The following is a 19,317-nucleotide window of genomic DNA, read 5'->3' as shown; positions in this document are numbered from 1 at the left end:
CAACCCTATGCCCTGTCCCATGGTCGACATCCCCTTTAATTGCCGTCACAGCTGCTGGTTTTGTGCCGAGCCCTGCGAGCACATTTTCGCCTTTGAAGCCTCCCCCCATGCAGAGCATGCCTCGCTGAGCGTGCCCGCCTGTAAGGAGTGCCTGACGCTGGCCCGCCAACATACTCTCACCTCGATATACGAGTGCCGTATCGCAGTTAAAGATGCATTGATGAAGCGCTACGCTAAACATCTGGCCATAGGGCTGAATTGGACCCGTGAAGAGCTGGAAGAATCTGAGTTTTCCTGCAAAATTCTTGGCGGTTTTAAACGCAGCGCCTGGTTTATGTATGAAGTGGCCAGAGACAGGATCAATGCCAAGGGCTGGCCCCTGTGCATCGAGGGAGTTCCGCTGAGCGACGAAACCCCAAATACCGGGTTTGCCTTCGACGGTTTGCACTACAGCTCAGTGTTTGCCGCCATAGAGCACTACGCCAAAAACTTTGCACTGGATAAAGACTTTCTGCAGGCCTTGACTGCGATCTGCGGCCGCGACAGATTTGCCTTCGCCGTGCGCCTGGCCAGGCTCAACATCGCCGCAGACAAACGCACCAAAAAGCAACTTATCCGCGAACTGGAGCAGGAAAACAGCCGTTAATCAGCCCAGCTGGCGAATTCTGTCCTGCACGGCCTCCACCAACAGATCCGGCTGGAACTTGGAAATAAAACGATCGCAGCCCACCTTTTCTACCATCGCCTTATTGAAACTGCCGCTGAGGGAGGTATTGAGGGTAATAAAAAGTTCGGCCATCCGCTTGTCATTGCGCACCTCATAGGTCAGACGGTAACCGTCCATTTCGGGCATTTCAGCGTCGGTGATCATCATCAAAATCTGCTCTGTCACCTTGAGCCCCTGATCGCACCAGGACTTAAGCAGCGTCAGCGCCTCGCGGCCATCACTGCGTTCAATCACTTCAAGCCCCAGCTGCCCCAAAGTATCGCGAACCTGGCGTCTGGCGGTGGGCGAATCGTCAACAATTAAAATCTTGTGTCCCGGCATCTTGGCCACCAAGGATTCATCCAACACACCTTCTGAGAGACGCACGTCATAATGAATGATCTCCGCCAGTACCTTTTCCACATCGATAATCGACACCAACTCAGTTTTACCCTGGGTTTCCATCCGAGTGATGGCTGTAAGGTAATGATTGCGGCCGGCGGTTTTCGGCGGTGGCATGATATCGCCCCAGGTCATGTTGACTATATGCTCAACCTTGCCCACCAGAAACCCCTGCACACTACGGTTGTATTCTGTGATGATAAGGTTGGCGTCTTCGCCCACAGGCATGGGTGAGAAACCTATAGCGCTGCGCAGATTGATAACGGGAATCGAAACGCCACGGATATTGGCGACACCACTGATGGCTGGGTGGCTGCCTGGCATGGTCGAGAGTTCCGGCAGTTTCACTACCTCTTTAACTTTAAAAACATTGATGGCAAACAGCTGAGTCGAACTGATCCTGAACAGCAGTAACTCCAGCCGATTCTCTCCGACGAGTTGGGTTCGTTGATCTACTGATTCCAATACATTTGCCATAACAACTACTTGTCCAATTCTACTGCTGAATATTACGTCGATTATAGTGGTAAAGCGGCGGAACAAACCATGCTTCAGGGCAAATTTAGGCTAAATTGTCTTAAATGATATGCACTTGGCTACTGTTATATCCGTTACAAACATCTGCCTTCATAGAGTTAAGCTGGGCTACAGCAAAAGCCCACGCACGCTCCCTGACTACACGTCATTATCCCGCTCATGCTTGCCGAAGGTTTTACGGGCCAGGATGATGCCCGCCAGCCCCGACAACTGGTGTTGACGAATAATCTCAAAGTTGCCGCTATCTTCAACAACAGCCAAGAGTTCAGCGTGATTGAAACGGTTTTCCTGGGGATGCTCAAACAGACGTCGACTCAAAGGATTACAGATGGCGGCGCGATAAAGCTCTTCCATGACGAAATAGCCGCCAGGGCGCAACACTCTGTACACTTCGACCACCGCCTGTTGCCAGTCCGGAATATGATGAAAGGCGGCAAAATCGACCACAAGATCAAACTGGCTATCGGCAAAGGGCAAGCCGCTGCCATCACCCTGGCACAGATGCAACCAGTTTTGATCCGAATACCGCCCGGCGCAGTGGCTGACCATGTCGGAATCAAAATCGAGCGCCCATACTTCTTGCGCCCCCAGTTCCTGACGCACAAGAGCGATTCCCTCACCAAAGCCGCAACCTATCTCCAAGGCGCGACTAAAAGCCGGTAAAGGCTTGGCAAACAGCTTCAGCAACATCCGCCGCTCCAGCCGCCTTTGCAGCCACAAACGCAGCGGATGCCTGACTATCGATTTTTCAAAGCGATTGAGTTGCATAAATGGCGATCCACGCAGAATAATTCATGGTTAACTTTTAAGTGCCCTTGCGGCGACAATCATCTTCACTCGTCCCCAAAGGGTTCCAGCGGCAGTTGATCCCAATAGATGCCCTGACCAAAGAAATCTTCCAACAGTTGATTGAGTCGCGAAAAACTACTCACCCTTTGCGGCTTGCCGCTGATACAGTGCCACACGTACCTGTGGCAGTTATTATCAAACAGGTCATAATCCCGATATTGAAACAGGCTCTCGCCGGCGCGGGCCAGTGCTTGTTCACTGACCAAAGGCATTCTTTGATGATCGCAGGCGACAAACACCTTGCTGCCGCTGCGACCTGCCAGAAAACGCTTCACCGACACAGGCCGTACAAGGCCACTGCCGTGGAGCTCGGCCAACATACCGTCGCCGAGCCAAATACCTGTGTGTTCAATGAATCCGAATACGTGGCAGCACACCAGCATCCCGGGCTGCACTCGTTTGACACTCTGGCTGTGAAACCATTCACTGGGTGTCAACCGCGCCTGCCCCTTGACGCGCTGTACCGGCAGATCCTTGAGTAATCGATTCTGGGCGATCTTCTTACGCTTCAGTCCTTCATCGGCAAGCCAAATGGTGCCGAGGGCTGCAGAACCGAGCCATAGGAGAGGCAGCGCCATAGGCATACTCCTTATATTATCCTTCGCCGAAGGTTTGCATCTCTGTCAGATCCGTACCGGGGCGGCAGAGCATGGTTCCCAAAGCACTAATTGCAGATACAACAATTGCAATATAAAAAGCCTGACGCCGGTATCCACGCTCCAAGAGTCCCTCTTTGCCCTTAAACAAGTCAATATGAGCCGCAAGTTTAAATTCTAGTGAAGATTCAGCCAATTAAGCCCACCTTTTTTGAGTAAATTAACACTCACTACTGCAAACTTTTCGGAACATCTTTTCCTGGACTGGTCAGATCTGCTTCACATAGTCCGTCAACAATGGGCGCTTTGGCAAACTTTTGCTAGTATCCGCGCCAAACAACAACACAAAAGTGTAAACCAGCATGCATATTGAAACCCCGGTAATGATAACTTTTCTGGGCTATTTGGCTCTGATGATGGGGATAGGTCTTTGGGCCTACAAGGCGACCGATTCGGTCGATGACTATATTCTCGGCGGTCGCAAGATGGGCCCGGCGGTGACCGCTCTCAGTGTCGGCGCCTCCGACATGTCCGGTTGGCTACTGCTGGGTTTGCCCGGCGCCGTCTATCTCGGCGGTCTGGGCGAAGCCTGGATGGGAATAGGCCTGTTACTGGGCGCCTGGCTTAACTGGCTTTTGGTGGCCAAACGCCTGCGGATCTATACCCAGATGGCCGACAATGCTCTCACGCTGCCAGACTTTTTTGAGAAGCGTTTCAACGACGAGGGCGGCCTCCTGAAACTGGTATCTGCCGTCACCATATTACTGTTTTTCACCTTTTACGCCTCCTCCGGCATGGTGGGCGGCGCTGTGCTGTTCAGCAATGTCTTTGGCTTCGAGTACCTGACGGCGCTGCTGATAGGTTCCGCTGTGATAGTGGCCTATACCTTTGTCGGCGGTTTTTTTGCAGTCAGTTGGACAGACTTCTTCCAGGGCTGCTTGATGTTAATCGCCCTGTTGATAGTCCCGGTCAGCATGTTTACCCAACCAGAGAGCCACCAAAGCCTGGATACCCTGGACCCAGCCATGCTGTCGTTATGGAGCGATAAGCTGACCCTGATAGGTCTGCTGTCGGCTCTGGCCTGGGGGCTGGGTTACTTTGGTCAGCCCCATATTCTGTCACGCTTTATGGCGATTAACAGTGTTAAGGATCTGCCGGTTTCACGCCGCATCGCCATGAGCTGGATGTTTGTCTCCCTGATCGGCGCCCTGGCGACCGGCATTGCCGGCGCGCTCTACTTTGCCGATGAGCCGCTCAAGAATCCGGAAACTGTATTTATCCATCTGACTCAGGTCGCCTTTAACCCCTGGATTGGAGGCCTGCTTATCGCCGCTATCTTGTCGGCCATCATGAGCACCATAGACTCGCAACTGCTGGTATGTTCCAGCGTGATCACCGAAGATTTCTACCGCAAGTGGCTCAGGCCCGAGGCTTCAAGCAAGGAGCTGATGTTGGTCGGTCGTATCGGCGTGTTGGCCATTGCCATTATCTCAGTGGTTGTTGCCCTGGATCGGGAAGCCAGTGTACTGGGCCTGGTGAGCTATGCCTGGGCCGGTTTCGGTGCCGCCTTTGGCCCTGTGGTCATCCTGGCACTGTTTTGGCGTGGCTACAGCCGCAACGGCGCCATTGCCACCATCCTAGTTGGCGGCTTGACAGTAATCATCTGGAAACAATTGGAAAGCGGTATCTTCGCCCTCTATGAAATATTGCCTGGATTCATTCTGGCAACTCTGGCCGGGATTGTAGTTAGCCGTTTGTCGCCGCCATCCGAGGCTACACAGACACAATTCAGTCGCTTCAAACAGAGCCTCTAACCACGATACTTATGCCGCCGCCATAGTTTGGCGTACACTTGTACGCCAAACGCGTTCGCAGTTTGTAATTTATTGTGTCTCTAACTTTTACAGCTTGGCAACACTGTCAATGGTTGTTTTCAATCGCTGAAAACACAGTTATCACTGCTTTTCCTGTCAACTACCTACTTTTCAGTTCGTGACACGTTCGCAGCACATTTGCAGAAATTAACCAAAATATTACAATTTTTCACATCTGGTCGGAGTTGTTGACACACTGGAGCATCCATAAGATGCACTGGACTAATAAGCGGGTGCCTGTGGGGTATTAAAGACTGACAGCCAACCTGCAAACATAAAAGAGAAGATAATAATGAAGTATTTCAACAAGACTCTTATCGCAGTTTCTGTCGCGCTGATCAGTGGCCAGACCCTGGCAGCCGGTTTCCAGCTCAACAGCCAATCAGCCACAGGTATCGGCCGTGCCTTTGCCGGTGACGCCGTGATTGCAGACAACGCATCCGTGTTATCCCGTAACCCAGCCGCCATGGCACTGTTTGACAAAGCCGCTATTTCGGTTGGTGTCACCACTGTTGACGTCCAGGTAGATATCAAAGACGTTAACTTCATGGGCGGCCAGGTGGATCTGGGTGGTATTGATGATGCAGGCAGCGTCAAATGGATCCCCAACATCTATTACATCCAGCCTTTGAACGATAAATGGGCTGTCGGTTTTGCGGCCTTTTCCAACTTCGGTACCGGCACAGACAGCGCATCATTGGTCAATAGCAAAACAGTTGCGGCTCCTTATGATCTGATAGGTAATACCGAAGTAACCACCATCAACTTCAACACCAGTGTTTCCTACCGCATCAATGATATGTTGAGTTTGGGCGTCGGACTGGATTTGGTTTATGGCGAAGGCAACCTTGATCGCTATTACAATCAAATGCCTTTGGTCGATGTGGATGCCGATGGTTGGGGCATTGGCGGTATTGTTGGTGCCACACTTGAGCTAAATGAGAACAACCGTTTTGGCCTGAGCTACCGTTACAGCCCCAATGTCGATGTGAGTGGTCATATTGCGACACTGACACCTTTACCAGGCCAAACAAACAGTTTTGCTTCAACCCTGTTTGATGAGCTGGAAGTGCCTTTGGCTGACATATTCCAGTTGGCCGGTTTCCACCAGTTAACCGAAAACTTTGCGGTTCATTACACGGCTCAATACACCCGCTGGGGTAACTTTGATCAAATTACTGCCAAAGATGGTGTCAGCAGCATTTATGGTACAGGTACTGTGATTGCCAATAATGTCAATGCTCCTCTGAAGCAGTATCAGTGGAAAAACTCCTGGCTGATGAGTGTAGGCGGAACTTACGACATCAATGAGCAGTTCACCGTGCGTGCCGGTTACATGTTCGACAATGGTGTTGTCGATGAAATCAGCTCTATCTCCATTCCAGACTCTGACCGTCAATGGTTCACTGCAGGCCTGAGCTACCACATCAACCAGCATCAAACCATCGACTTCGGCATGGCCTTTGTTAAAGGTGAAGAGGTTGAGTTGGTAGAAAACAGTGCAGTAGTTGGCCCGGTTAACGCCATTACCAAATCAGAAGCCATGTACTACTCAGTGCAGTACAGCTATCAATTCTGAGCCAAAGCTCCAATGAATTTAAGCTGACAAGGCCGCCCTCCAGGGCGGCTTTTTTGTTGATTAACAACAAGTTGTTCAGGCAGCATTCAAGCTCACAGATGCATTCTCGCCAAGACTTGGTTATCTTATGGAAGGTGTAAACTGCGCTGCATCGGCTGACTTACAAGGCCGGATATAAGGCGTACTTCGTACCTTTCCTATGTCACAAAAGGATTTCGAAATGAGTAAGAATTATTCTCTGGCGGCCCTGTTGCTTGGGGGATTTATGTGTGCCGGTTTACTGCTGCTTGGCACCAGTATTGGAAATAGCCTGCTGGCAATGAAAGGTATGGAGCGAACCGTGGCGGTCAAAGGTCTGGCTGAGCGTGAGGTCAAGGCCAACATAGCCATCTGGCCGATTCGCTTCAATGAGGTGGATAACGATCTCAACACCTTGTATCAGACAGTGCAGCAAAAGACAGACAAAGTGGTAGCTTTTCTTGAACAGCAAGGTTTCAACAAGGATGAAATCTCTGTCTCTCTGCCTTCCATAGAAGACAGGCAAGCCCAGGGTTATGTCGATCCCAATGTTAAGTATCGCTACGCAGCCCGGGTGACAGTGTCGCTTTATACTCACCAGGTGGATCTGCTGCTTGAGAGCCGTAACAAGCTGCTGGCCCTGGCCAAAGAAGGCATTGCAATCGCCAGTCAGGACTATGACAGTCGCACCGAATTCCTGTTTACCGAACTCAACAGCATCAAGCCGTCCATGGTGCAGGAAGCTACCCAAAATGCCCGTGAAGTGGCCGAGAAGTTTGCCAAAGATTCAGACTCGGTACTTGGGAAGATCAAACAAGCCAGCCAGGGCACCTTCACCATTTCCGATCGCGACAGTAATACGCCTTACATCAAGAAGGTGCGAATCGTCTCTACCCTCACCTACTATCTCAACGACTGAACTTTTGAAGCGCAAACCTGAAACGGATTTTTCAATATAAACAGGTGGCCAAGGCCGCCTGTTTTCGTATCTGTATTCTGGCTGTGTATATTCTGGCCTGGGTATTCAAGGTCTAGTCAGTTACTCAAGCCACGCCTTATTTAATCATATTTTTCTAATAATAGTTGCAGGCGACCACCTTATTCATTAGAATTTTCTCATAGATGCTTTTTTGAGAACAGTTCCATGCCCAGAATAACGCCAATATTGACCCTGTTACTGCCCGCGCTGCTGCTCATTCAACCCGTTAAGGCAGCCGAGCCGGCCACAGTGACTGTCCGCCAGACAGAGCACACCCAGTTGCTGACTCTGGACGGCAGGCTCGAGGCGGTCAAGGCCGCAACCGTGTCGGCCCAAACCTCGGGACGGATCCTAAAGCTTTACTTTGATGTCAACGACCGAGTCCCCGCCGGGGCGGCGCTGCTTGAGATCACCAGTGAAGAACAAGGCGCGTCCCTGGCGGCGGCCGAGGCGGAATACGCCAAAGCCAGAGCCTTGGATACCGAAGCGCAGCTGACGCTAAAGCGCTATCAGGAACTGTTTCCCAAGGGCGCGATTTCCCGCGGCCAAATGGATCAGGCCATAGCCAATGCCAAGTCAGCCTCCCAAGCGGCCAGCGCGGCCAAGGCGAGGATCATTCAGGCAAAAGAATCACTGAAATACACAGTCGTCAGCGCACCATATGCTGGCATAGTCACGGCCAGGCATGTGGAAGAGGGAGAGACAGTCGCTCCCGGTCAGCCGCTCCTGTCCGGTTTTGCCGACGATGAGATGCGGGTGGTGATGCAACTGCCACAGCGTTTTCTTCAGGCCGCTAAAGCCACAGACAAGATGACGGTTATCCTAGCCGATGGCCGCAGTTTTGACGTTACCACCCCCAAGGTCTTTGGTTTCAGTGATGAGCAGAGCCGCGCCTTTCAGGTGAGACTGCCACTGCCGGCCAACACAGGCGATCTGCTGCCCGGCAGTTTCGTTAAGGTGCGCTTTGCCATAGACAAACGCCAGGAGATAGTGCTGCCCAAAGAAGCGCTTTACAGCGTCAATGAGCTGTCGGCCGTCTACCTCAAGCGCGGCGATAACTTTGTCCTGCAACAGGTACGTCTGGGAGATGTGCGTGACGATGGCGTGACCATACTGGCAGGACTCGAAGCCGGAGACATAGTCGCCGCCAACGCCTATCAGTTGCTGCTCGAGCAGCGCCAGGCCAAGTAAGGGGAACTCATGGCTAATCACAGCGAAAATAACACCGGCATCTCCGGCCGCATTGCCGCCAGTTTCCAGCTCAGTGCCATTACGCCGCTCCTGGCCCTGCTGGGCTTGTTGCTGGGGATGTTTGCCATTATGGTCACTCCCAAGGAGGAAGAGCCTCAGATAGATGTGACCTTTGCCGATGTGTTTATCCCCTTCCCCGGCGCCACACCGACCGAAGTCGAGCAGCTGGTGACCCTGCCGGCAGAAGAAGTGATCTCGCAGATAAAAGGCATAGATACCCTCTACTCCTTCTCGCAGCCCGATGGCGCGATGATCATCGTCATCTTTGAGGTGGGTGTGCCCCGCAACGAGGCGATAGTCAAACTCTACAATCAAATCTATTCCAACCTGGACAAGCTGCCCAGAGCCGCGGGTGTGGGCGATCCCTTGATAAAACCCATGGGCATAGACGATGTGCCCATTGTCAGCCTGACTCTCTGGTCAGAGGATCCCGGTGTCTCGGCTCAGCAACTGACTCATGTGGCCCATGGGCTCGAAACCGAACTCAAACGCATTCCCGGCACCCGAGATGTCGAGTCCATGGGGTCCCATGAGTTGGTGCTCAATGTGCGCATCAATCCGGCCAAAATGAGTTTTTATGGTGTCAGCTTCGATGCCATCAACCGGGCGCTCGGCGCCAACAATGCGGTCTCCATGCCCGTGTCTCTGGTGCAGGATAACCAGGAGATCAAGGTGCAGACCGGCCAGTTCCTGCGTTCGCTGGAGGATGTGCAGCAACTGGTGGTCGCGGTGCACAATGACAGCCAAGGCAAGGCCGCCCCTGTCTTCCTCAGTGATATTGCCGATATCAGCCTCAAGGCCGATATCCCCCTCTATGGCGCCTGGCATCAGAACGGTCACAGCGCCGAAGCAGAAGCTAAAGGCGTCTTTCCGGCAGTGACCATAGCCATAGGCAAACAACCGGGTGAAAACGCCGTGGATGTCGCCGATGCAATCCTTGCCAAGGTGGAAAAGAGCCGTAACCTGCTTATTCCGGACAATGTCAATGTCACCGTGTCGCGCAACTATGGCGTGACGGCGGCTGACAAGTCCAACACTCTGATCTTCAAGTTGATCTTTGCAACCGCCGCTGTGGTTATCCTGGTGGTGTTCACCATGGGAATGCGCGAGGCACTGGTGGTGGGTGTGGCGATTGTCATTACCCTGGCGATTACCCTTTTCGCCTCCTGGGCCTGGGGCTTTACCCTCAACCGGGTATCCCTGTTTGCACTGATCTTCTCCATAGGTATTTTGGTGGACGATGCCATAGTCGTGGTGGAAAACATCCACCGCCATATGGCCATGGGCAAACGCAGCCTGAGTGAACTCATTCCCGCTGCCGTGGATGAAGTGGGTGGCCCCACCATTCTGGCGACCTTTACCGTTATTGCGGCATTGCTGCCGATGGCCTTTGTCTCTGGGCTGATGGGCCCCTATATGAGCCCTATTCCCATCAACGCCAGCATGGGCATGTTGATCTCCCTGGCGGTGGCCTTTGTGGTCACTCCCTGGCTCAGCCACAAACTGCTCAGACACAAGGGTGGCGAGGGGCACAGCGACAATGCCAGCCCTGTGATGCTCAGGCTGTTTACCCGGCTTATCAAGCCATTCCTCGAGAGCCGCAAGGCCCGAGTTGGCATGGCGGCTGGCGTGTTTGTGCTGATAGGCATGGCTGTTGCCCTGCCTGCCGGCCAGTTGGTGGTGCTCAAGATGTTGCCCTTCGACAACAAGAGCGAATTCCAGGTGATGGTGGATATGCCGGAAGGCACGCCGGTGGAGCAGACGGAAAAAGTCCTCAAGGCCTTGTCCGATTATCTGGTGACTGTACCCGAAGTGCAGCATCTGCAGCTCTATGCCGGCACCCATGCCCCGATCAACTTCAACGGCCTGGTCAGGCATTACTTTGTCCGCAACAGTCAGGAGCTTGGCGATATTCAGGTCAATCTCAGTGACAAGAAACACAGGGACAGAGACAGCCACAGCATAGCCCTGGCGGTGCGCGGCCCGCTGCAGCAAATCGCCCAAGGCTTCAACGCCAATGTCAAAGTGGTGGAAGTGCCCCCCGGCCCACCTGTGTGGTCGCCGATTGTGGCCGAGGTCTATGGCCCCAGCCAGGATATTCGCCAGCAGGCGGCCAGAGAGCTGCAGTCCCTGTTCCAGGCGACCGAAGATGTGGTGGATATCGATATCTTCCTGCCGGCGGCACAACAGAAATGGCAGGTGCTTATCGATCGCAGCAAGGCCAGTCTGCTGGGCGTGCCCTACGCCAACATAGTGGATCTGGTGGCCACCGCTGTCGGCGGCAAGGATATCAATGTGCTGCATAAGCCGATGCAGAAACGCCCGGTGCCCATTCGCCTGGAACTGCCGGAGGCCAACAAACTGGATTTGACTTCAGTACTCAACCTGCGCCTCGACAGCCTCCATGGCGGCACTGTGCCCGTGGCCGAATTGGTGACAATCCGCAAGGGGCAGATAGACGCGCCCATCATTCACAAAAACATGATCCCGATGATCATGGTGATTGCCGACATGGCCGGGCCGCTCGACAGCCCACTGTACGGCATGTTTGAAATGGCGGCGGATATCGACTCAGAAGGTGGCCTTGGCTTCAACCAGCATTATTTCAGCCAACCCGATGGTCTGGATGCCATCAGCGTACTCTGGGATGGCGAGTGGAAGATCACCTATGAAACCTTCCGTGATATGGGCCTGGCCTATGGGGTCGGCATGATTGCCATCTATCTCCTGGTAGTGGCTCACTTCCGTTCCTATCTGGTACCGCTGATCATTATGGCTCCTATCCCCTTGACCATTATCGGGGTCATGCCGGGGCACGCCTTGCTCGGCGCCCAGTTCACCGCCACCTCCATGATAGGCATGATAGCGCTGGCGGGGATCATAGTGCGTAACTCCATACTCCTGGTGGACTTTATCAACCAGGAAACCGCTGCAGGAGTGCCATTTGAACAGGCGGTCATTCACTCCGGCGCCGTGCGGGCCAAACCTATTATGCTCACCGCCCTGGCGGCCATGATAGGCGCCATGTTTATTCTGGATGACCCTATCTTCAACGGTCTGGCCATCAGTCTTATCTTCGGGATCCTGATCTCCACCCTGCTGACATTGGTGGTGATCCCGGTACTTTACTATGCCCTGATGCGCAAGCGCATCGACTCAGTGATCAACCAGGCCCAGGTGGCCAAAGGAGCTTAAAATGTCTGTAGAACGTGCCACTATGGCCTTTGCCGGATTTATGGTGATGTTGTCATTACTGTTAACCGCCACTGTCCATCACAATTTTGTATGGCTAACTCTGTTTGTTGGCGCTAACCTATTCCAAAGTGCTTTTACCGGCTTTTGTCCTGCCAGCATGCTGATGCGTAAATTCGGTATGAAAACAGAGGCTGAACAGGCCAAGGCCACTGATTAAGGAATGCAAGTGAAGATAATAACCCGTACCCAACGCCATTTCCTGTGGCTGACAACTCTGCTGTTTGCTGTACTGCTGAGCCTCAGTGTTCGCGCCGAGCAGATGGTTCCCGAGGTGGCGCTGACCAAGGTCGCCCAAGGCGCCATGCTGGTGGATGTCAGAACCCCGGAGGAATATGCGGAGGGACATCTGCCAGAGGCGGTTAATATCCCCTTTGAGCAGATAGCCGAAGCTTTTGCCAAACAGGGCATTGCCAAGGACACCCCTGTGGTTGTCTACTGCCGTAGCGGTCGCCGCTCAGGCATTGCCAAAGAATCACTGGAAAAAGCCGGTTATCAGGAAGTCTACAATGGTGGCGGCTATGATAGCCTCAAGGCCAGCGCCGGCAACTAGCTGACCAGATAGCCATTAACTACTGCGCCACTCATGCAACCAGGCCCACTCAAGTGGGCCTTTTTACAAAACAGTCAACACAAAAAATTAACAAAAGCCAGAAACCAAAGATGACGGACAAGCGTCAAAAAATGCACCTCCAGTCAAAAAACCGCCTTTGCCTCATACTAAAGTATCCTTTTCGCAAACATTATTCTTAAAAGTAATTTCTTATGATAAATTGGAATATCTGGCACAATTAAACATACAAATCAATAAACTACACATACCTCACAGCTCACAACCCTATCCAACCTCGCATCCAGGCTTATTCAAAACCGGCAAAATTTCATGCACCCGACAATGATACATTTGGTAACACTAAACGCTTGATTGAATTTTTATTCACAAAAAATGAAATACAGCAAAACGAAATCAGAACACCATACCGCTAACATTTGTTTTACATGATTTTTCCGTGACGGTAGATTGCAAAAGGGTCATTTAAGTGAACGCTGAAGTGCCCGAGGACAATAAACCAAGATCTGTTACACGGAAGACAAGTATGAAAAAAATAACAAATAAACAGCTGGTCCTGAGTCTGTCCATGCTGGCCCTGGCAGTTTCTGCCGGTGTTCATGGTGCACCTTTCCAGCCTCAAGCCAATGATCTGTCACAGCAGTCGCCCCTGCCCAAACGCTATATCGTTAAGTTCAAGGACAACAACGGCCTGCAAACCCTGAATGGTCAAAGCGAACTGAATCAGGTATTCGGCCAGCACAGAGCGCTTAACGGCGTTAAGGCGCGCGAAATGAAGCGCATTGGTCGCAGCCACAGCTACAGCGTCAAGTTGGATAACCCCGGACTCAAGGCGCTACGTGCCCGCACCGATGTGGAGTATGTCGAAGAAGATATGCCCCGCCGCTTGTTGAGTGAAACCACGCCCTGGGGGCAAACCTATGTCGGCTCGACTCAGTTGGCCGATAACCTCAGCGGTAATCGCACCATATGTATCATAGACTCCGGCTATGATCGTGCCCACCAGGATCTCAGTGGCAACAATGTCACAGGTACCAACAACTCGGGCACCGGAAACTGGTTCGAGCCGGGCAATAACAATGCCCACGGAACCCACGTTGCCGGCACCATAGCCGCCATCGCCAATAATGAAGGCGTGGTTGGGGTGATGCCGAATCAGAACGCCAATATCCATGTTATCAAGGTATTCAACGAGTCAGGTTGGGGTTACTCCTCTTCATTGGTATCTGCCGTGGATACCTGTGTCAACAATGGCGCCAATGTGGTCACCATGAGCCTGGGTGGCTCAGGATCCAGCACCACTGAGCGCAATGCCATGACCAACCACTTTAACAACGGCGTGCTCTTGATTGCTGCAGCCGGTAATGCCGGCAACAATACCCACAGCTACCCGGCTTCCTATGATGCGGTAATGTCTGTGGCCTCGGTCGACAGCAATAAAGACCACTCGGCCTTTTCACAGTATACCAATCAGGTCGAAATCTCCGGCCCGGGTGAAGCTATCCTCTCAACCGTGACTCGCGGTGAAGGACGCCTGGCTGATATTGTCATTGCCGGTCAGTCGCTGTTTGCCGAAGGCGTGGTGCCTCACAACCGCCTTGTACCATCGGGCAGCAACTATGTGCCCTCGCCCATCAGCGCCAGTGCCGGCGGCGAACTGGCCGAGTGTGACACCAGCGGCAGCAACTACAACTGCGGCAACATGACGGGCAAAGTCTGTTTGGTGCAGCGTCTGGAAAACCAAGGTGCCGGTTATCCCGAGATCAATGCGGTTCGCGCCTGTAACAACGCCGGTGCGGCAGCGACTATTGTCTACTCCAACAGCACTCTGCCCGGACTGCAAAACCCCTTCTTGGTGGACTCAAACACTGAATTGACCAAGGCATCTGTGTCGGTAGACCGTGAAACCGGTCTGGCGCTGCGTAACCAAATCGGTCAGCAGGCCAGCGTATCCAACACCATTGGCGAAGATTATGAGTACTACAACGGTACTTCCATGGCGACGCCACACGTATCCGGCGTCGCGACTCTGGTATGGAGCTATCACACTGAGTGTAGCGCCGCCCAGGTGCGTCAGGCACTGAAAGCTACCGCCGAAGATCTGGATGTGCCCGGCCGTGACGATCGCACCGGCTATGGTCTGGTCAATGCCGTGGCCGCCAAGGAATACCTGGATGCCTCCTGTAATGGCCCGAGCGATCCCGGCACACCAAGCGATGGTCAGTTGGAAAACGGTGTGGCAGTCAATAACCTAAGCGGTGCCAAAGACGATGAACTGCACTTCTTCCTCGATGTGCCTGCCGGCGCCTCCAATCTCAGCTTCAACCTGAGTGGCGGCACTGGTGATGCCGACCTTTACATGCAGTACGGCGCGGCTCCAACCACCAGCAGCTTCGATTGTCGCCCCTGGAAAAGCGGCAACACTGAAAGCTGTTCGGTCAACAGTCCTCAAGCCGGTACTTACTATGTGATGGTTCGCGGTTACAGCAGCTTCGGCGGTGCCAGCCTGGTGACTAGCTACACAGGCTCAAGCAGCACAAATCCAGGTGGCGCAGCGAGTTACACCAATGGTGACAATATCGATATTCCCGACAACAACAGCACTGGCATTACCAGCCCCATCAGTGTCAGCCGCAGCGGTGATTCGGGCGTAGTCACTGTGGATGTCAGCATAGTGCATCCTTACATTGGTGATCTGCAGATTGAACTGCACAGCCCCAATGGCCGGATTGCCGTGCTGCACGACAACACAGGCAAAGACACCGACAATATCAACCAGAGCTATTCGGTCGATATGACAGGTGTCGAGTCCAGTGGTACCTGGTTGCTCAAGGCCGTCGACTCGGGTCGCCGTGACCTAGGCTACATCGACAGCTGGTCACTGCACTTTAAGTAATCTCTCTTTCAAGGGGTCGCTACGGCCCCTTTTTCCTCTCTCTCTATGGTTTCCCCTTGGCTGAAGAGCTGCCGGACAGTTTGACGCAACTTTTTCAACCTTTTTGCAAGGCATTTAAAAAGCTTCTCGGTTATACTGGCGCCGCTTTTATAACACCAGCTACCAAGGCCCATTGATGACAGCTCCCAACTCCCCTCAAACCAACAAAGATCCCCTGCACGGCTTGACCCTCAAGGCGATACTCACAGAAATGGTGGAGCAGTACGGTTTTGATGGCCTGGCACAAAGGATAAAAGTGCGCTGCTTCAGCCATGATCCCAGCATTAAATCGAGCCTGACTTTTTTGCGAAAGACCCAATGGGCCAGGGAAAAACTGGAACGCCTCTATCTGACCAGCAAGGGCTTGCCCATTCCGCCTCACCTGCTGGACAGTTCAACCCCGGCAACACGGGAAAAGCCGGCCAAACAAATCTGTGCCGACAAACCTCAGACCAATGCCCATATCTGGGGCAAAAAAACCGACTAACCAGGCCCAGATACAGCACGCAACCCGCTATATTTTTAAACAATTTTGCCTCAAAATTGCTAAAGTCTCTCTCAATGCAGCCGATAAGCAGTTATCGACTATCAGCACGAATAGATGCCGCCAGGGAGGTTAATGATGAACATTGCAGGCTTAGGTCAACTCGCCACTCAAGGAACAGGTCCCCGAAGCCTGAGTGAAGTCACTGTGGTCGCCAAGGACACAGCTAAGGAAAGCGCTGCCACAAGTCCCGACAGCCAAGATAAAGTGAATATCTCTTCTGCCGGTCACAAAGCACTGGCGGATGATGTGGGCGGTCAGTTGCACAGAAATAATTCGGCGCAAACCTCAGAAGCGCAGGAAGCCGCCGAGGAAGATACCTCGGGTATGTCTGAAATTGACAAGAAGATTAAGGAACTGCAGAACAAGCTCAAAGAGTTGCAGCAGGAGTTGCAGCAGTTGAATGGTGATGACTCAGAGGCCGCCGAGATAAAGCGTAAACTGCTGCAGGATCAGATAGCCGCCGTCAGTGGTCAACTGGTCGCCTTAATCAAAGAGAAAACCCACCAGGACAAGAATGCTGCCACTGAGGGCTGATGCCGCTCAGATAGGCATGCTGAACAGCAGGCGCCAGATCTCCAGCCCATCACCACTGCGGTAACTGAGCCCCAATCTGTCTATGCCAAGTACGGGCTTGGCAAGGGCCAGGGTGGCGCCCAGCTCAATACTGCCGGACACCAAGGTGTCCTGATTGAGGTCGCCGGCAAACTGTAACTGGTCAAAATACCAATAACCCAAAGCGAACACCCTGGGCTGCATCTGTAACCCCTGCCAGGACCAGTGATAAGGCAAGCCGATATCTACCCCGGTTTGCAATACGGAAAAGCTCTGGCTAATGCTGAACGCCCGTTCACTGTAGGCGGCAAATTTCAACCGGGTCACCCACAAAGAATCTGCCTGCCACAGTTCAAAATGACGTAAGCCACTGATGCCGGCAGCCATGATGGCGACATTACCGCCTTGGTCGAAATTACTGCCAAAACCGAGATCGCCATAGGCCTCCATGCGCCAGTTTTCATCCAGACGCCAACGCTTTTCAAAGCCGGGGGTCACGGTCAAGGTACCAACACTGGATGGCAGTTCAAATTCACCGGCATCTTCAAGGCTGTAGTTGAAAAAGCCTACAGAGATAGGCAGGCGCAATAAGAACTCCGAGTCCTCACTCTGCTCCAACGTAAAGTCCAGCGGTAAGCTGATGACTGTGGCATCCTGCTCGGATGCGCGATAGACCCCACTGCCAAGATAGCTGCCAAAGGCATAATGGGAGTTGTCCGGTGGCCGAGCGTGGCCGGGAGACTCTTGAGCATAGATTGGCGCTGCAAGCAGCAAAAGCCCCAGGGAAGACACACTCAATAAACCAACTTGGGTTGATGCTTTCCCCGGTGACTTCATCTTTGCCGACTCAGTCCTGATGACCTTCGGTGAAATGATACTCAGACATCATATGGCCAAGCTCAGTAGACTTGGTCTTGAGGTAGGCTTCGTTGTAACGGTTTTTGCCAACCTGCAGCGGTACCCGCTCGACGACTTCAATGCCGATATCTTTCATCGCCTGCACCTTGCGCGGATTATTGGTCATCAACCTAACCTTGTGAACACCGATTTTTTCCAGCATGGGCGCAATCATATCGTACTTGCGCATATCGGCCGGAAAGCCCAGGCGCTCGTTGGCTTCCACTGTATTGGCGCCATCGTCCTGCAACTCGTAGGCTCGAATTTTGTTCAACAGCCCAATGCCACGACCTTCCTGACGTAGGTAGAGAATAAAGCCCTGACCGGCTTCAGCGACATTTTGCATCGCGGTCTGCAGTTGAAAGCCGCAGTCACAGCGCAGGCTGAACAGGGCATCTCCGGTGAGACATTCCGAATGGATCCGTCCCAGCATGGGTTTATCGGCTTGGAGCTCACCAAAAGTCAGCGCCACATGCTCTTTACCGGTTTCGGTATCCTCGAAACCATGCATGGCAAACACCCCCCAAGGGGTTGGCAATTTGGCGGTGGCGATAAATTTAATAGACATGAATTAACCTTAACGACTGCTCTCATTCCCTGAGACGGTTAACATCCTTCAAAATCAAGATAATAGTGAAGCGCGCTCAGTACTCAGGCCGGTCATTTTATGCGTTTTTACCACCGACCGAAATACCCAAGTGAATTCATTGGTTATTATTTGCTGTCACGGCGGCAGTTAAAATGCCTTGGGTGCAAACCCGGTAACGGCAGTAATGCCCATTTCTCTGCCCAGCGCTGTCATGGGATGCACAACGACCAACCCCCGAACCGACTTTTTGAGCTTGCCCATATCGGCCTGTTCGGCCTTGGTGAGTGCACGGCTAAACGGCAGATCGCGAATAGACTGCCCCTGTTTGCCAAGCTGACGACTCTGCTGCCCCTTGATGGCTGCAATCCGCTTACTGACGGCGGCGATTTCCCGCTGAAACTGGGCAATGATAGGACCATCGCCACGTTGCTCTGCGGCGGCCAATTTACGGCGATACTGATCCAGCTTATCGTTGAGCTGTTGCAGCTCCTGCTTCAAATTCATTCTGTTACCTTACAAAATCCCGGCACCCTGAGAATGGACGGCCTGGTTGCCGTAAATGTGCCGGACAGAAGTATAACAGCAACTCAAGCTCAGGTGACGGGGTTTTTTAGCAGGGAAAAGCAATTGTGTTAACCAGTTTTCACTTTTGTACTTATTGAGGGGCTTTGAGCAGGTGTATCACCTGATTGGCCGAACCGCGAAACTTCAATGAGGGGTCCGCTTGCTCCTGCACAAATTTACCATCCACCAACACATGAATAAGCCCGAGCAATTCCCGCTGCGCAGGACTGAGCTCATCGAGACGATAACCAGTCCAGAGCCAGACATCCTTTCCCGGGCATTCGTCGCGCACCCGCAACAGCAAGGCCTTGATGGCGTCAAGATTGCCCGGATACAGTGGGTCACCGCCGGAGAGTGACAGGCCCCTTCTCGGGATCCGGCTGTCATTGAGATCGGTAATGATCCTGTCAGACATCGCCTGGTCAAAAGGATGCCCGGAGCGGGGATCCCAGGTTGACTGGTTATAACAACCCCGGCACTGATGTTCACAACCGGAGACAAACAGGGTTACCCGGGTGCCCGGTCCATTGACGACATCCACGGGGTAATACTGATGATAGTTCATAGCTATATCCACAAGGCGCCCCTTGGGGCGCCTTTATTTAGGGAAAGGGGCAAA

General features: G+C 52.9%; 19 protein-coding genes. 11 read left to right on the top strand and 8 right to left on the bottom strand.

Going from position 1 to position 19,317, the window contains the following annotated elements:
• Positions 1-7 precede the first annotated feature (7 nt).
• Positions 8-646, top strand: a complete 639-nt coding sequence (locus SIL79_RS14590; RefSeq protein WP_233962434.1) for a hypothetical protein — start codon at positions 8-10, stop codon at positions 644-646.
• Here SIL79_RS14590 and SIL79_RS14585 read toward each other — a convergent pair whose 3' ends face one another.
• From SIL79_RS14585 to SIL79_RS14570, 4 genes are all read right to left on the bottom strand, one after another.
• On the bottom strand, positions 647-1,585 hold the full coding sequence (locus SIL79_RS14585) for a chemotaxis protein CheV (RefSeq protein WP_233962435.1): 939 nt from the start codon (positions 1,583-1,585) through the stop codon (positions 647-649).
• A gap of 198 nt (positions 1,586-1,783) precedes the next feature.
• Positions 1,784-2,413 (bottom strand): class I SAM-dependent methyltransferase, encoded by a 630-nt coding sequence (locus tag SIL79_RS14580; protein ID WP_071475903.1) that lies wholly within the window; start codon positions 2,411-2,413, stop codon positions 1,784-1,786.
• A gap of 65 nt (positions 2,414-2,478) precedes the next feature.
• A complete protein-coding gene (locus SIL79_RS14575) occupies positions 2,479-3,072 on the bottom strand; it encodes a C40 family peptidase (protein ID WP_101094845.1) in 594 nt (197 codons plus the stop codon).
• 16 nt (positions 3,073-3,088) lie between these two features.
• Entirely contained in the window at positions 3,089-3,286 is a 198-nt protein-coding gene (locus tag SIL79_RS14570) for a hypothetical protein (RefSeq protein ID WP_226684043.1), read from the bottom strand.
• Positions 3,287-3,452: 166 nt separating this feature from the next.
• On the opposite strand from SIL79_RS14570, the gene putP reads away from it, so the two are divergent.
• The 10 genes from putP (at position 3,453) to SIL79_RS14520 (ending at position 16,630) form a co-directional block, all read left to right on the top strand.
• Positions 3,453-4,904 carry a sodium/proline symporter PutP gene (putP, locus tag SIL79_RS14565; RefSeq protein ID WP_071475906.1) on the top strand — a complete coding sequence of 484 codons (1,452 nt, stop codon included), beginning with the start codon at positions 3,453-3,455 and terminating at the stop codon, positions 4,902-4,904.
• A gap of 352 nt (positions 4,905-5,256) precedes the next feature.
• Complete coding sequence (locus tag SIL79_RS14560) at positions 5,257-6,543, top strand: OmpP1/FadL family transporter (RefSeq protein WP_039032863.1); 1,287 nt, start codon at positions 5,257-5,259, stop codon at positions 6,541-6,543.
• 220 nt (positions 6,544-6,763) lie between these two features.
• A complete protein-coding gene (locus SIL79_RS14555) occupies positions 6,764-7,480 on the top strand; it encodes an SIMPL domain-containing protein (protein WP_162206240.1) in 717 nt (238 codons plus the stop codon).
• A gap of 225 nt (positions 7,481-7,705) precedes the next feature.
• Positions 7,706-8,731 carry an efflux RND transporter periplasmic adaptor subunit gene (locus SIL79_RS14550; protein ID WP_162206241.1) on the top strand — a complete coding sequence of 342 codons (1,026 nt, stop codon included), beginning with the start codon at positions 7,706-7,708 and terminating at the stop codon, positions 8,729-8,731.
• Between the two features lie 9 nt (positions 8,732-8,740).
• Complete coding sequence (locus SIL79_RS14545) at positions 8,741-11,986, top strand: efflux RND transporter permease subunit (protein WP_162206242.1); 3,246 nt, start codon at positions 8,741-8,743, stop codon at positions 11,984-11,986.
• Position 11,987: 1 nt separating this feature from the next.
• Positions 11,988-12,203 carry a YgaP family membrane protein gene (locus SIL79_RS14540; protein WP_039032859.1) on the top strand — a complete coding sequence of 72 codons (216 nt, stop codon included), beginning with the start codon at positions 11,988-11,990 and terminating at the stop codon, positions 12,201-12,203.
• 3 nt (positions 12,204-12,206) lie between these two features.
• Positions 12,207-12,596, top strand: a complete 390-nt coding sequence (locus SIL79_RS14535; RefSeq protein WP_039032858.1) for a rhodanese-like domain-containing protein — start codon at positions 12,207-12,209, stop codon at positions 12,594-12,596.
• A gap of 544 nt (positions 12,597-13,140) precedes the next feature.
• The gene (locus SIL79_RS14530) at positions 13,141-15,510 is read left to right on the top strand and encodes a S8 family serine peptidase (RefSeq protein WP_319619414.1); all 2,370 of its coding nucleotides are present in this window, start codon (positions 13,141-13,143) and stop codon (positions 15,508-15,510) included.
• A 175-nt stretch (positions 15,511-15,685) separates the two neighbouring features.
• On the top strand, positions 15,686-16,036 hold the full coding sequence (locus tag SIL79_RS14525; RefSeq protein ID WP_319619413.1) for a VF530 family protein: 351 nt from the start codon (positions 15,686-15,688) through the stop codon (positions 16,034-16,036).
• A 132-nt stretch (positions 16,037-16,168) separates the two neighbouring features.
• Complete coding sequence (locus SIL79_RS14520) at positions 16,169-16,630, top strand: hypothetical protein (RefSeq protein ID WP_143078358.1); 462 nt, start codon at positions 16,169-16,171, stop codon at positions 16,628-16,630.
• Between the two features lie 6 nt (positions 16,631-16,636).
• Here SIL79_RS14520 and SIL79_RS14515 read toward each other — a convergent pair whose 3' ends face one another.
• From SIL79_RS14515 to nrdG, 4 genes are all read right to left on the bottom strand, one after another.
• The gene (locus SIL79_RS14515) at positions 16,637-17,485 is read right to left on the bottom strand and encodes a hypothetical protein (RefSeq protein ID WP_039032854.1); all 849 of its coding nucleotides are present in this window, start codon (positions 17,483-17,485) and stop codon (positions 16,637-16,639) included.
• 10 nt (positions 17,486-17,495) lie between these two features.
• Entirely contained in the window at positions 17,496-18,113 is a 618-nt protein-coding gene (gene ribA, locus SIL79_RS14510) for a GTP cyclohydrolase II (protein ID WP_039032853.1), read from the bottom strand.
• A 168-nt stretch (positions 18,114-18,281) separates the two neighbouring features.
• Positions 18,282-18,638, bottom strand: coding sequence for a YibL family ribosome-associated protein (locus tag SIL79_RS14505; protein ID WP_039032852.1), 357 nt, complete (start codon positions 18,636-18,638; stop codon positions 18,282-18,284).
• 151 nt (positions 18,639-18,789) lie between these two features.
• A complete protein-coding gene (gene nrdG, locus SIL79_RS14500) occupies positions 18,790-19,263 on the bottom strand; it encodes an anaerobic ribonucleoside-triphosphate reductase-activating protein (protein WP_039032851.1) in 474 nt (157 codons plus the stop codon).
• Positions 19,264-19,317 lie beyond the last annotated feature (54 nt).

This window comes from Shewanella indica (assembly GCF_033842865.1).
Lineage (GTDB): Bacteria > Pseudomonadota > Gammaproteobacteria > Enterobacterales > Shewanellaceae > Shewanella > Shewanella indica.
This window is presented reverse-complemented; position numbering and strand designations above follow the sequence as displayed.